Origin of the sequence: Aestuariivirga litoralis (genome assembly GCF_003234965.1) — a bacterium.
In the GTDB taxonomy this organism is placed as follows: Bacteria; Pseudomonadota; Alphaproteobacteria; order Rhizobiales; family Aestuariivirgaceae; genus Aestuariivirga; species Aestuariivirga litoralis.
The window spans coordinates 585,628-598,677 of record NZ_QKVK01000002.1; the positions used below are offsets into that span (position 1 = coordinate 585,628).

Here is a 13,050-nt window from a genome sequence, read left to right on the forward strand (position 1 = left end):
TGATTATAGGGTGTTGGGATCCTGAGACGGATCGGACGTGGCGGACTTCTCCTGACCGGTCTTGGTCGAGCGCCGCGGATCGGTGTCCAGTGTGATGCCGGCGGCATCGAGCTCGGCATTGGTGGCGGCAATTTCCGCCAGCACCTGCGCCGGGTCGTAGCCCTGTCGCGCGATGGCCTCCTTCAGCGTCATCACACCCGCACGGACCGCCAGAATGTCGGCCTGGATGTCCTTCAGCGGATCGACGGCTTCAAACCTCGGTGCTGTCCACTCCGAGGTGATCTCGCCCTCAGGCAGTTTCCCGGCAGCCTGTGCCAATTCGATGAACCTCGCCCACACTGGCTGGCAGAGGCCCGGAACGATCAGCTGCCACTGCAGCGCCTCCATGCGGCGGCGGAATTCGATGAGCCCGGCGCGGATGGAAGAATAGTTCACCTGGCTCAGGTCGCCGGTGAGGAGCTCATAGGTCAGCCCCACCCCGGCGGCGACGGCATGCAGTTGCATGCGCATATAGTCGGCATAGTCGCCATTGGCCGAAGGTGCGGCGAACTTCACATCCTTGCCGGGCTCCAGATACTCGATCATACCAGGCTCGAAGCTCTCGATCCGGTCACCCGCGATGCCTGTCGATGGCTTGCCCAGCGTCTCCTCATCCTGCGCGCCGGTCACGAAGGCGGCAAAGCAGGCTTCTATCTTCTTACGCATCAGCTCTGCGTCATCGTAGTCGTCGAGATCGCGGAGCTTGAGGATGACGGGTGCGAACCACGGCACGCCCCGCACCTGCCCCGGACGCAATCGCTCGAACAGATGCAGCACCTGTCGCGCAGGAACCGGCCGCGATGAAACTGATCTGCCCCTGCTCTCCCCCGGGTGAACCGGAAACAGCCAGTAGGCCCGTCTGCGCCCAAAGGCGTCGAATTCGATGCCCTGAACAATGTATCCGCCATCGGCGAGATCTTCGGTCTTGCCACTGTCGAGATGGTCGGGCTCAAGCACCTGAAGCTGGAAGGGTACGGGCAAGCCGTCCTCAACCCTTCGATCCCGGAACCTGACGATGACCTCCCCGCTCTCGACAAGGCTTCGCACGATGAGCGCCTGCAGGCCGCCGAAGTCGGTCAACCCGTCTGCATCGCAGGCTGCAGCGAACTGCACCCACAGCTGATCGGCCTGCTTCGCGGCAGCGAGCTTGCGGCTGCGGGCCCGCGGCACGATGCCGGTGCCGACCAGGTTGCTCACCAGGGCGTTCACCGCCTTGGTAGCATATGGATTGTTGCGCACCAGATCGCGGGCGCGCTCCCGAAGCCGGGAACTCGCTGGCCCGACTTCTGCATTGGCGCCGGTTCCGGCGGTCACCCAGCCATCCGTGCGCCGCCCGGCCTTTGCCCCCTCGTAGGCCCGCTGCATCAGGCGAAGCGCCTGCCGCTGGCGGACACGGCGAAGCCCGGCGGCCGGTGCAACGGCGCCGATGACCCGATCCAGCCAGTTCATCTGAACATTATCCCCGGGCAAAGGACGCAAGGCTGCGGCGCGGCGGCTTCCGGCCAGACTGAGTTTGCATTTCGGCTTCGATGGTTCGAATACGGCTCAGCAGATCGACGGCCGAACCATACTCGACGCTCCGCCCCTCGAACGAGACCCGCAAGGTGCCGCTCGCATAGGCCTTGCGCAGTGCAGCCAGTTCGGCGGCGGTCCAGCTCATGCGGTAGCTCCAGTATGATCCACATCAAGGCGGGGCGCAGCCGCACTGCCCAGTGTCGGCATCTGCAAGACATGGGATGTGCTTATGGACATCGATATCAACACCGCCGTTGGGACCCTTGTACGTGCCGCCATGGGGCAGGACCCCGACAATCGGGTGACCGTGGGCCTGATCGTCGCCGTGCTGGCCCGGAAATTCGCGGTCTTTCCCGAAACTCACCTTGCGCGCCTGCTGATCCAGGCGATCCTGGACATCGGCGGCAAGGTTGATTTGTCCATTCCCGTCAGGGTTCCGGCAGACATCCGCCGGTCGGCATGAGCTCCCGCAGCCGCGGCAATGTTTGACTCAGAGGCAGCTTACCTGCTTTGTTCCGGTGGCTGCTTCGGGCAGCAATGACGACACTCAGACAAGAAGAGAGATTCTGTTTTGGCTACAGGCAAGGTTAAGTGGTTCAACGACGCCAAGGGTTACGGCTTCATTCAGCCGGATGATGGCACCAAGGACGTCTTCGTGCACATCAGCGCCGTGGAGCGCGCCGGCCTCCGGTCCCTCCAGGAGAACCAGGCCGTGTCCTTCGAGCTGCAGACCGACCGCCGCTCCGGCAAGGTCTCGGCCGATCAGCTGCGCCCGCTCTGACCCAGGCGTCTACTTGATCCAGCCGCGCCTGCGGTTGATCCAGTTGCCATCACGCGCTCCGGATACGGGGCGCGTGTTTTGTTTCTGTGGCACGGCGCGTTCTGACCTAAGCCTTGAACCCGCGCCATCCTTCAGTTCCGTCTCCAGTGCCTCCCAGCGGTCCTCGCCCCAGCGATCAATGCCGGCAATCCACGCGGCGGCTCTCGCATAACTCCGGCAATCGAGGGCCTCGTTTCGCTCGCGGAGCTTCTGCCACTCTAGCCGCTGGAAGCCACGCTTGGTCTTCACAGTCACCAGCTGCTCGGCAACGAACTGTTTGCACCATTCGCTTTCGGCCCAGGCCGGAAGATGAATCGTGCCGGGTGGATGCGCGGTGCCTGTGCCCAATTCCTCATCCGTCGGCCGCTCGAGCCTGAGGAAGCGATAGGTCTCCGACTTGAAGGTCGAGACAGCGACGGTCCATAGCCTGACACCGCGCCGGATACGTCTGCCGCCCGCTGTCATGTCCACGTAGGTGGGGCCTGAGACCGGGCTCAGGCGGTTGAAGCCATCGACACCCTTGACGGGCGCCACCTGCTCGAAGCCCTGTCCCCGCGCCCAGGCATAGACAGCGGGCGCTTCATAGCCGGTATCGATCCCCAATCGCACAATCTGCATCGAAGTTCCGGACGCATGCCGCCAGGTCTTGGCACACAAAGCGGTCAGTTCCGACCATGCGGCCGGCCGATCGGGCCCTCCTTCGATGACAATGTGGTCGATGAGCCAGCTTTCGAGCCCCCGCCCCCAAGCCCAGACGTCGATTTCGATGCGATCCTTCTGAACATCGGCGCCGGCCGTCAGGAAGAGCGCCTTCTCCGGCACAGTTCCCGGCGTCCAACGTTCCCTTCGGTCGTAAAGGCGTTGCCAGTCCGGGGCTTCGCCCGATTCCATCCAGGTCTCACCCAGCAACACGTTCTTCGCCGTCTTCAGAGCCGCCTCATTGTGCTGGGCGTCCTCCCAACTCCGCGCGATGCCGGACCAACTGGTCCATCCGACCGGCGAATAGAGCGCCGAGAGGTGATATCCGCGGGTACGAGGGTCATTTCCGTCCGCCATGGGGCGCCATTCGCCCTTCGACATCATCTCGGTCTTGGCAGCCTCTAGGATTTGGGCGTCACAGGCCTCGCAGATGTAGTGCGCGGTCTCCGGTTTCCCTTTCTCCCAGCGCAGCCGCTCGAACTGGAGCCACTGCATCTCCCCGCAATGCGGACAGGGCACGAAATACCGCCGCTGGTCGGAGGCCTCATACTCCCGCTCGATGCGCGACAGCCCCTTGATCGTTGGTGTCGAGACCAGAAACAGCTTCTTGCGATGCCCGAAGGTGGCGGTGCGGGCTTCGGCCAGGGCAATCGGGTCGCCCTCCCCGTCCACGTCCCCCGGATAGGCGTCGACCTCGTCGAGGAACACGTAGCGTGCCGGCATCGAGCGGAGCCCCGTGGCACTGTTGGCACCTGTAAGGACCAGTTGTCCCCCGGGAAAGCGCTTCGCAAGAACAGTATTTCCTGAATCTCGTGAGCGAGCAGGCGCCACGATCTTCCGGAGCGCCTCGCTATCCTCGATCAGCGGGTCGATACGCTGCTGCGAATTGCGCTTCGCCAGCTCCACCGTCGGCTGGACCGCCAGGATGGGGCCTGGCGCCTGGTGGATGACGAAGCCGATGAAGTTGTTGCCGGCCTCGGTGGCTCCGGTCTGCGCCGCCTTCATGAACACCACCCGCTCGATGGGGCTCGACGGGGAGAGGTTCTCCATGATTTCGCGCATGTAGGGGGTGCGCGAGGTGCGGTACCTGCCGGCTTCTGCCGCCGCCCTCCCCGACAGCATGCGATAGCTGTCGGCCCATTCGGCGACCGTCATCAGTGGATCGGGCGTCAGGCCGTCGGCAAGGCTCCGCAGGAAGGCGGCATTGCCGGCATAATCATTGGCCATCGCCGCCCGCATTCTCAAAGTTCAAGATTGGAGCCTCCAATCTTGAAAATGTGCACTCACCCCGTCCGCTCATGCAGCCGGAGCTCATCGGACGCGGAGGCCTGAAGCTGCTCGCGCACATGCTCGGTGAGCAACGCCTCGAGCTTGTGGGTATCGACACCCAGATCCGCTGCCATCAGCGCCGAGACGCGCGCCGGCCAGCCGAGCCACTGGTCCCGGATCCGCCTTGCGAAGGAGAACCCCTGCTCGATGGCGTAGTCGCGCTCGACCACCTCCCCCTTCTCGCGGCGAAGCTTCTCGCGCAGCAACTGCACCGTCAGCACCTTCTCCGCCGTCTTGGCATGGAGGTAGCTCATGCCACCGACGAGTGGTGAGCCTGCCTCTGAAAGTGTATCCCGCACGGCGCCGACTGCCGCTTCGGGCACGGGCTTCAGCGTTGTGCTGCTCCGCGCCTTCGATGGGTCGGCATTCCGTACCCAGGCGCGATCAGCCTTGTCGGGGTCAATCGTCCCGTCAGGTTCCGTTGTCAGTCGGCCCGACGCGATCGCCTTCCGCACGCTGGTGTGGCTCACACCCCGATGGGCGGCATAGGCGCGGATGGAAAGGCCCATGTTCTCACAAATCCCGGGAATGCAAGCGAATTACCGACGTGGACGAAGATGGAAGGGGAAAACTCAATCACCCTAGGGAAGTGTCAGATCGCAAAGACAAGATTGGCCCAGAGGGGGAACACCCGGCCAACGCATGCACAACAGCCTTCCGACCCGGTACGCGCTGGCGGCTCAAGCTCTACCGTGAATAGCAATCACATTGCTCACAATCGACTGGATAGGCGGGCCACACAGAGCAAATGTCCAATCAACAGAGCGACACGGAGCCCCAACACGATGCGGAAGCACAAGGACAACAGTGAAGCGGTTTCCGCCTTCATCGCCAAGAAGGCAGAGATCGACACCATGCTAGCGCGATTGGCGACGCTGAGCGGAGATCACTTCAATACCGATCCCGAAACACTGCATTGGGGTCACGTCGGTAACCTGGAATTCTACGCCAGCCTTCTGAAGCGCGTGACCGACTCGGCCTTCCGCGAAGGCGAGCACGCCGAATAGGGCCAAGCCCCGCCCGCTCCTTCGCCCCGTATCAGATGTGGGGCTTGGGCTCGTAGGAACCGGCGATCCCCGCCGCTCCACAGAGCCAAGGAGCAAGACCATGACAAAGCTTTCCGATACCCAGAGCATCATTCTCAGTGCAGCCTCGCAGCGGACCGACCGCTTTGCCCTCCCCCTCCCCAAAAGCCTGAAAGGCGGAGCGGCCCACAAGGTGGTGGCCGCACTGGTCGCCAAGGGCCTCCTCAAAGAGGTCAGGACCAACCGCAAGCTCAACGACCCGGTCTGGCGCGAGACCGACGACGGCCGTCTGGTCACGCTCGTCATCACCGACGCCGGTCTTGCGGCCATCGGGGTCGAGCCAGACGAGCCCAAGGAGCATGCCCCTGAGAAGGCCGCGGCTACCAAGCCCGCTGCCACCAAGGAGCGCAAACCCCGCGAAGGCACGAAGCAGCAGCAGATGATCGACCTGCTGCGCCGCCCCAAGGGCGCCACGCTTGCCGAGATCGCCGAAGTGACGGCGTGGCAACAACATACAATTCGTGGCGCCATGGCGGGCGCCCTGAAGAAGAAGCTGGGCCTGACGATCACCTCCCAGAAAGATGAATCCCGGGGCCGCGTGTACAAAATCGCCTGAACGCCCTTCGCGGACGAAAGAAAAAAGAGCCGTTGGGTGGATATCCGGCGGCTCTCAAGTAGGGAGGTACGTGGGCGTCTCTCTAGGCGATGGGTGTGAATTGGATTGATCGGAAAGCGACACTTGGAGTCGCGTTGCGCCAATGCATGGCAGCCCTGTGTAGCGCGTTGGATATCGCGGATTCTGGGAGTATGGTTGGTTCCACGTATCCCACTCAGCACAGGAGGGACTGGCCATGATGCAAGGGTTCGATGGCATGGGTATGGGATGGGGTATGGGCCTGTTCGGCCTGCTCATCCTGGTGTTCCTCGTTCTGGCAATCGCTGCACTGGTCAAGTACCTGCGGACCTAACGCCGACAGCGTTGTAGATACGCCTGAGCGCAAAGTTCGGGCGTCAGAAGTGATAGGTCAGACCGGAAACCCAGAGATTGTAGTTCTGCTGACCCACGTCGACGTTCCACTTCGTCGTGGGAAGATGCTCACCCGGATAATCGGTCTGACCGAATGTGTAATCCGTGGATGCGATGTAGACATGCCGGTATTCGGTGAACACCGACCAATTGCTGGTGACATCAGCCCTGATGCCAATCTTGGCCTGAAGTGCCAGGCCTCCACTGGATGCATCCGGCTCAGAGTTGAAGTGATTTATTCCCGGCTCCGACGGATTGGTGGAGTTGGAACCATTGATGAAGACGGCACCGTAACCAGCCCCGATGCCGGCATAGGGCGTAACGGCCTCCGAATATGGCGTCCGGAGATTGAACACCGCGTTTACGAGCACGGCGCCGACACTGACGGGAAGGGTCACGTACTGCGTGCCCAACGCCTGCGGATCAATGTCGAGAACGCCCTTGGGTTTGGCCCCAAGATAGAGCCCCTCGATCTCGGCAGCCATTCCGACGCTCCACCCGGAAGCAGAGACATCCCATTGATTGAATTCGTAACCTAACTGTAAGCCCGCAATGGGTGCCACGACGCTGTCTGCGGAGCCCCGAGCATCGACGTTGATATCTGGAACGATGAACGGCGTGATGACCGTACCGACCTGCCGCATGCTGGTCTCGTCCAGCAGGCCGACACCGCCAAATGCCCCCACGTACATCCCGGGACTGTCCGAAACATCAGCTGCCGAGGAGCCGTTGGCGAGCAACAGGCTCGTCGCTGCCGAAAGCGCCAGCCTAGTGATCAAATTCGTGCCCCATCTCGTTCCCAACGGCCGCCTCCCCAAGACCCTCAGTGAGCATGTGCGTCACAACCAGTCCTGAATCAATCAAGGTAGATGGTGTTGAGCCGGGAGAGCACTGTCAACGATTGTTCGGGGCTCCGACGGGTGATGGGATCCGAGATTGAATATTCGGCGGAGTATATAGCTCCGCACGAGCGAAATGACGGTGAAGACGGCACCGATGCCGAGGTTCTCGCCGAGCGAGACGCTCAGACCGAACAGCGGGAACACAATTACCTGCGTCAGGACGGCCAGACAGTAGCCGACGACAATATTGGTCGTCGCCTCAACCAGGGACATCCAGCGTGACTGCATGACCTCTCCCACCACTATGCGTTTGACGGCGCTGCAGTTCGGATTCACTCTTCAACGCATTCTGCCTCACGCAGAACCAGCAGTGGAGTGACCATGTCGACCCAATCTCACCTCGATGCACTGAAGGCAAAGCACAAGGCCCTTGAGACCCAGCTTGCCGATGCCGTTGCCCATGCTTCGTCGAGCGACCAAGAACTGGCTGAGATCAAGCATCAGAAGCTGAAGATCAAGGACGAGATCACGGAGCTGGAAGCGAAGCTGAAGTCGTAGTCATCCGCCCGAGACGGCCCCGGTCGCGTGCTTCGCGCGCGCCGCCTTGAGGTCGTCGTAGGTCCGATCTTCGCCGTCCAGTACGGCTGCCTGACCCGTCAGGTTCTGCCAGCGCTCGACAATGACGTCGACGTACTTCGGGTCGAGCTCAAGAAGGCGGGCAGACCGACCGGTGCGCTCGGCTGCAATCAGGGTGGTGCCTGAGCCGCCGAACAGGTCCAGGACGATATCCCGGCTCTTGGAGCTGTTGCGGATCGCCCGTTCGATCAGTTCCACCGGCTTCATGGTGGGATGCAGGTCGTTGACCCGCGGCTTGTCCACGAACCAGACGTCGCCCTGGTCGCGGGCGCCGCACCAGAAGTGGTCGGCCCCCTGCTTCCAGCCATAGAGGATCGGCTCATACTGGCGTTGGTAGTCTGCCCGACCCAGGGTGAAGGTGTTCTTGGCCCAGATGATGAAGGTCGACCACTTGCCGCCGGCATCAGTGAAAGCCTTCTGGAGGGTGTGGAGCTCGGAGGAGCTCATGCACACGTAGCAAGCGCCCTTGGTGACCATCAGCAGGTTCACGCAGGTATCGTAGAGGAACTGGTAGAAGCCCTCGCCCAGGGCGTCGTTCAGGATGCGGCGGTCCTTGGCGAGGGACTTGTTCTTGGCGGCGTTGGCGTAGTCGACGTTATACGGAGGGTCGAGCGCCGCCATGTCTGCGAGCTGCCGGTCCATCAGGCGCTCGACGTCCGTCACCACGGTCGCGTCGCCGCAGAGCAGGCGATGATTACCGAGGACCCACAGGTCGCCCGGCCGGGAGGTTGGGACAACCGGAACCTCGGGAAGGTCGCCTTCCTCAGCCACTGCTGCGCTATCCTCGGCGAAGCTGGCCAGGTAGCGATCTAGTTCTTCAGAGACGAACCCCAGCAGATCCAGATCGAATTTCTCGGTATCCAACTCGCGGATCAGGTCGGAAAGGGCTGCTTCATCCCACCCCGCGTTCAGTGCCAACTGATTGTCGGCGATGACGAGCGCCTTGCGCTGAGCGTCCGACAGATGGCCCAGCCGGATGACCGGCACCTCGGTGAGACCGAGGCGTGTGGCAGCGGCGAGACGGCCATGGCCGGCAATGATCGTGCCCTCGGCGTCTACGAGAATGGGGTTGGTCCATCCGAACTCCCGGATGCTGGCCGCGATCTGATCGATCTGCGTGTCGGAATGCGTGCGGGGGTTCCCGGAGAACGCCGTCAGCGCGGACACCTCCACGCGTTCGATGCCGTAGCTCTCGGGGATCATGGAAACCTCGTGGTGGAAACCGGGAAGTGGAAACCCGCGTGGAACCCAGGAGGACTGGAACCGCGCAGGTTTCCACGCACATTCACCGGCGGCAGTGAATGCTTTTGAATGCGAAAAGCTCCGGAACACGGGGCTATTTCGAATGATGCTATTCAGATGATGCGATAATCGTCGGGGTGGAAACTGGAAACCGGGACCCCAAACTGGAACCCTGTCGCTAGCGAAAGCCTGCGCTGAGCGCCCCCGCTATTCTTTCCCTTTGGGAAGGACCCGTGTTTTTATTCAGGCTCGGCAATCAGGTGGTCGAGGCATTTGCCCTCTCCGACACTTCATCGAGCCTTCAATATCGGAACTTCTATCACACTCAGGGACGACGTCAACAACTATTTTCAAGTAAGCAGACACTTTTCTTGATAAGTTGGTTGCCAGACTCTCTCGCCTACCGCTTTGATCTCCGCACTCTTGGAGCAACTGAGTGCGGGCACGCTCACCGTTCTCGTATACACGCCTAATAATTCCCCGTTGGCGGATCGCCCTACCCAAGCTAGCGTTCTCCCAAAAGACGGAGGGGTCTCATGCACGCAGTCGTTCGATTGTACTACGGCACAGGCGGTCGCGACCTTCTCGCGTTCATTGCCGCCAACAAGCCACAGATCGAGACGATGATGTCAGGCGTGTCCGGCTTCGAAAGCTATGCGATTTCCCCGGCAGGCGGGTTCACCATTACGGTGTGCGCGGACGAGAAGGCATCCGAGACTGTGACAGAGCTTGCCCGGAAGTGGATCGCCGATAACGCGAGGCACATCAAGGCCGAACCGCCAAAGGTCCTTGGTGGCCCCATAGCCTGGACCTTGGCTCGCGCTTGACGGCAGTCACATTAGCCGGCTAGGTCCTCGCACCTTCAAGGACACCCCTATGATCAAATCCGAACTCGTCCAGAAGCTGGCGACCCAGAGCCCGCACCTTTATCAACGTGACCTCGAGCGCATCGTCAACCTTGTCCTGGATGAAATTATCGGTACGCTCAAGGAAGGCGACCGCGTGGAACTCCGCGGCTTCGGCGCATTCTCCGCCAAGGAGCGCACCGCCCGCACTGGTCGCAACCCACGCACCGGTACAGCCGTAGAGGTCTCGGCCAAGAGGGCGCCAGCATTCAAGCCGGGCAAGGAAATGCGTGCGCGACTCAATGCGCCAGCGCCTAATACCACCACATCAGCAAAGTAGTGTCCTGCTCAGAGATGTCTCGGTGCGTGACAGAAAGCACGCTATTCATGCCGTTTCCGAGCAGAATGCCAAAAGGCTAACTGGATCCGAAATCTGGATCCGTCGATAGGCCGTCTGGATAATGCCTCGATCTTCCAGTCTCTTCAGCACTTGGAGAACCACTGAGCGACTGAGGTTGCACATCTCTGCGAGATCGTTCTGTGTCACACACAGTTCAATTGGTGTAACACCACCGGCTTTCTCGGCAAGCAGAGCAAGGCGGGAGGCAATCCGATGCTCTGTTCGATCCGAGAGAAGGTGCGCAAGAGCTGTAGCGGCTTCATAATAATGCTCCACCGTCAGCAGAGCGAAACACCTTGCATATGATGCGTCAGCCATGAGCTCTTCAAACCTCTCATGGGAAATATGAAGAATGCTGGACGGCTTTGTCACGGTGACAGTAACGGAGTGGGCCTCACGCGTCAGAGATGAGGCCTGCCCAAACCAGAAGTTCGATTGTTTGACGCTTGCAATCTTCAGGTCCTGCCCGGGCGTCGCGAATTCGATCTTCATGATGCCGGTGACCAGGCCGAACATACCGGTAAACCTGTCACCGACGTTGCAGATAATCTCCCCCGCAACATGCCGACGCAGATTGCAACGTGACAGTAGCGCCTCCTGAAACTCGGATGGTTGCTTCGATAGCCAGCCAGAGGACTTGGCAAGCGTGTTGACGTCCTCTCTGCTGATCATGGCTCCCTCTCTCGGCATGCACGGAGGGCAGGTACTCGATAGATTAGTCGTTTCCTTTAGGAGACTTTGTCGATGGAGATTGTGTGCACCAATGAAAAGTTGGCCACAAGGCGTCGGGTTTCTGAAGTCCGGGCTCATGCAATCGATTTACACCGCTTCATGCGAGTGGAAACACCTAATCAAGAAGTTCCCCCAATTGCCTAATTCAGAACAGTTCCAAGGCTTTGCCAGCCCCATACGTCGCTGACGAGCGACTGCCGCGTGCGGATCTCGTCAACCAGACTTATTGGAGCAACACACGTGTCATCTAACATCGTTACCTCAATTCTCAACATGCTCGCTCCCGCGCTGCTCGACAAGATCGCAGCGGCGCTCGGCGTGAGCAGCGGCACCGCGAAGGCCGCTCTCGCAGCGGCCGTGCCTGCAGTTCTCGGTGCGCTTGGCAGCAAGGCCTCGACCGAAGTCGGCGCGCGCTCGCTGTTCGATGCCGTGACAAAGACCAACACCGGTCCCATGGGAGACCTTGCATCGACGCTTACTGGCGCTGCTGGCGCGAACTTCGTCCAGGGCGGTCTCGGTTCGCTGGGCTCATTGCTCGGCGAGAATGCCGTCCAAAGCCTCTCCGGCGTCATCGGTAAGCAGGCAGGCATTGGTGCTGATGCTTCTTCCTCGATTATCGGTCTCGCCAGCCAGCTCGCCATGGGCCAGCTCGCCAAGTCGGTAACCGGCGGTGGCCTCAATGCCTCCTCGCTGTCAGGCCTCCTCAGTGCACAGCAAGGTAACATCGCCTCGGCTCTTCCCGCTGGCCTCGGCAGCATGCTGTCCACCGCCGGCGTTCTCGGAGGGAACTTTGCTGGTAACGCAACCCGCGCTGTCAACGATGCTGCCCGCAGTGCATCCGCAGCAACCGCTCAGGCAGCCAATGCTGCCAAGAAGACCGGCACCAATTGGCTAGCCTGGATCATTCCACTCGCCATTATCGCTGCCGCGGCCTGGTACTTCCTGGGCCAAGGCACACAGGCGGTGAAGGACGCTGCGCAGCAGGCAGCGGGCAGTGCCACTGCTCTTGTCGTGGATGGCGTCGATCTGAACGCCCAGCTGACGTCCTCTATGGATGGCCTCAAGTCCGCACTCGGCGGTATAACCGACGTGGCGAGCGCCCAGGCCGCACTCCCGAAGCTCGAAGACGCTGTTAAGTCGGTGGACGGTCTGGCCGCCATTCTCGCCAAGCTGTCGCCTGAGCAGCGCACGGCGGTTGCTGGTATGGTCAACACTTTCCTGCCTACCCTCAAGGAACTGATCGCCAAGGTAATGGCGATTCCGGGTGTCGGTGACGTTGTGAAGCCGACAGTTGATGCCCTGCTGACGAAGGTCGAAGCACTCGCCAAATCGGCCTGACCGGCAGCTCATGAATATCTCCACCGTATCTTTTAGATACGGTGGAGGCTCTCGACCAACACGCTCGGCCACTCGCGTGAGGTGGGTATTCAGCGACATTCAGGATTCTGAACGTCGCTCTTGGTGCGGTGGCAGCGCCACTCGTCAATCGCGCGGCTGATTGTCGACCTCAATCACCTTCAGCCATCGGCTTTGGCTGTTCCTGTCCGTCCAGTGCATCACCTGACCTTCAGAAAGACCAATCAGTGCAGTGCCCATCGGCGAGAGTATTGACAGGCGATCGCGGATGATGTCCGCGTCCTCTGGATAGACCAGCATTACACTGTGCTCCGACCCTCGATCGGTTGTGAACCGCACCACAGAGTACATCCGAACGACGCCGAGCGGCACGCGTCCGCTCTCGCAGACTTCAGCTCTCTCAAGTTCAATCATCAACTCTTCCGCGACATCAGGCAGCTTGCTCGCAGCGGAACGTGCAATCTTCGAGAGTTCGCTCTTGTCCACATCGCTGATGACGATTGGAGGACGAGCGTTGCCATTATTCATGGTTGAATTCCATTG

17 protein-coding genes are annotated in these 13,050 nt (G+C 61.0%); 8 read left to right on the top strand and 9 right to left on the bottom strand.

Features of this window, described 5'->3' with window-relative positions; translation table 11 throughout:
* Window positions 1–3: 3 nt before the first annotated feature.
* Together DK847_RS06750 and DK847_RS06755 are read right to left on the bottom strand one after the other, a co-directional pair.
* A complete protein-coding gene (locus DK847_RS06750) occupies window positions 4–1,488 on the bottom strand; it encodes a phage portal protein (protein WP_111197077.1) in 1,485 nt (494 codons plus the stop codon).
* Between the two features lie 7 nt (window positions 1,489–1,495).
* Window positions 1,496–1,699, bottom strand: a complete 204-nt coding sequence (locus DK847_RS06755; protein ID WP_111197079.1) for a phage head-tail joining protein — start codon at window positions 1,697–1,699, stop codon at window positions 1,496–1,498.
* Between the two features lie 84 nt (window positions 1,700–1,783).
* Here DK847_RS06755 and DK847_RS06760 point away from each other — a divergent pair, with 84 nt between their 5' ends.
* Both DK847_RS06760 and DK847_RS06765 read left to right on the top strand, forming a co-directional pair.
* Window positions 1,784–2,017, top strand: a complete 234-nt coding sequence (locus tag DK847_RS06760) for a hypothetical protein (protein WP_111197081.1) — start codon at window positions 1,784–1,786, stop codon at window positions 2,015–2,017.
* Window positions 2,018–2,125: 108 nt separating this feature from the next.
* Window positions 2,126–2,335 carry a cold-shock protein gene (locus DK847_RS06765; RefSeq protein WP_111197082.1) on the top strand — a complete coding sequence of 70 codons (210 nt, stop codon included), beginning with the start codon at window positions 2,126–2,128 and terminating at the stop codon, window positions 2,333–2,335.
* A gap of 9 nt (window positions 2,336–2,344) precedes the next feature.
* On the opposite strand, the gene DK847_RS06770 is transcribed toward DK847_RS06765, so the two are convergent.
* The gene (locus tag DK847_RS06770; protein WP_111197310.1) at window positions 2,345–4,300 is read right to left on the bottom strand and encodes a phage terminase large subunit family protein; all 1,956 of its coding nucleotides are present in this window, start codon (window positions 4,298–4,300) and stop codon (window positions 2,345–2,347) included.
* Window positions 4,301–4,356: 56 nt separating this feature from the next.
* A complete protein-coding gene (locus DK847_RS06775; protein WP_111197084.1) occupies window positions 4,357–4,911 on the bottom strand; it encodes an elements of external origin in 555 nt (184 codons plus the stop codon).
* Between the two features lie 276 nt (window positions 4,912–5,187).
* On the opposite strand from DK847_RS06775, the gene DK847_RS06780 reads away from it, so the two are divergent.
* Together DK847_RS06780 and DK847_RS06785 are read left to right on the top strand one after the other, a co-directional pair.
* A complete protein-coding gene (locus DK847_RS06780; RefSeq protein ID WP_111197086.1) occupies window positions 5,188–5,409 on the top strand; it encodes a hypothetical protein in 222 nt (73 codons plus the stop codon).
* A gap of 100 nt (window positions 5,410–5,509) precedes the next feature.
* Window positions 5,510–6,043, top strand: a complete 534-nt coding sequence (locus tag DK847_RS06785) for a DUF3489 domain-containing protein (RefSeq protein ID WP_111197088.1) — start codon at window positions 5,510–5,512, stop codon at window positions 6,041–6,043.
* Window positions 6,044–6,438: 395 nt separating this feature from the next.
* Here the strand turns inward: DK847_RS06785 and DK847_RS06790 are convergent, their stop codons facing one another.
* Together DK847_RS06790 and DK847_RS20775 are read right to left on the bottom strand one after the other, a co-directional pair.
* Window positions 6,439–7,233: an outer membrane protein gene (locus tag DK847_RS06790; protein ID WP_204508255.1), complete on the bottom strand. Its 795-nt coding sequence runs from the start codon at window positions 7,231–7,233 to the stop codon at window positions 6,439–6,441.
* A gap of 81 nt (window positions 7,234–7,314) precedes the next feature.
* Window positions 7,315–7,584, bottom strand: coding sequence for a DUF7220 family protein (locus DK847_RS20775; RefSeq protein ID WP_146256064.1), 270 nt, complete (start codon window positions 7,582–7,584; stop codon window positions 7,315–7,317).
* 93 nt (window positions 7,585–7,677) lie between these two features.
* Here DK847_RS20775 and DK847_RS06800 point away from each other — a divergent pair, with 93 nt between their 5' ends.
* On the top strand, window positions 7,678–7,854 hold the full coding sequence (locus DK847_RS06800; RefSeq protein ID WP_111197314.1) for a YdcH family protein: 177 nt from the start codon (window positions 7,678–7,680) through the stop codon (window positions 7,852–7,854).
* Here DK847_RS06800 and DK847_RS06805 read toward each other — a convergent pair whose 3' ends face one another.
* Entirely contained in the window at window positions 7,855–9,135 is a 1,281-nt protein-coding gene (locus tag DK847_RS06805; protein WP_111197091.1) for a site-specific DNA-methyltransferase, read from the bottom strand. It lies immediately after the preceding gene.
* Between the two features lie 575 nt (window positions 9,136–9,710).
* Here DK847_RS06805 and DK847_RS06810 point away from each other — a divergent pair.
* Together DK847_RS06810 and DK847_RS06815 are read left to right on the top strand one after the other, a co-directional pair.
* On the top strand, window positions 9,711–10,001 hold the full coding sequence (locus DK847_RS06810; RefSeq protein ID WP_111197093.1) for a hypothetical protein: 291 nt from the start codon (window positions 9,711–9,713) through the stop codon (window positions 9,999–10,001).
* 49 nt (window positions 10,002–10,050) lie between these two features.
* Window positions 10,051–10,359: an integration host factor subunit beta gene (locus tag DK847_RS06815; protein ID WP_111197095.1), complete on the top strand. Its 309-nt coding sequence runs from the start codon at window positions 10,051–10,053 to the stop codon at window positions 10,357–10,359.
* Between the two features lie 45 nt (window positions 10,360–10,404).
* On the opposite strand, the gene DK847_RS06820 is transcribed toward DK847_RS06815, so the two are convergent.
* Entirely contained in the window at window positions 10,405–11,091 is a 687-nt protein-coding gene (locus tag DK847_RS06820) for a Crp/Fnr family transcriptional regulator (RefSeq protein WP_161957179.1), read from the bottom strand.
* Window positions 11,092–11,391: 300 nt separating this feature from the next.
* Between DK847_RS06820 and DK847_RS06825 the strand changes: the two genes are divergently transcribed.
* Window positions 11,392–12,489, top strand: coding sequence for a DUF937 domain-containing protein (locus tag DK847_RS06825; RefSeq protein ID WP_146256065.1), 1,098 nt, complete (start codon window positions 11,392–11,394; stop codon window positions 12,487–12,489).
* Window positions 12,490–12,633: 144 nt separating this feature from the next.
* Here DK847_RS06825 and rnk read toward each other — a convergent pair whose 3' ends face one another.
* Window positions 12,634–13,035 (bottom strand): nucleoside diphosphate kinase regulator, encoded by a 402-nt coding sequence (gene rnk / locus DK847_RS06830; protein WP_111197100.1) that lies wholly within the window; start codon window positions 13,033–13,035, stop codon window positions 12,634–12,636.
* Window positions 13,036–13,050 lie beyond the last annotated feature (15 nt).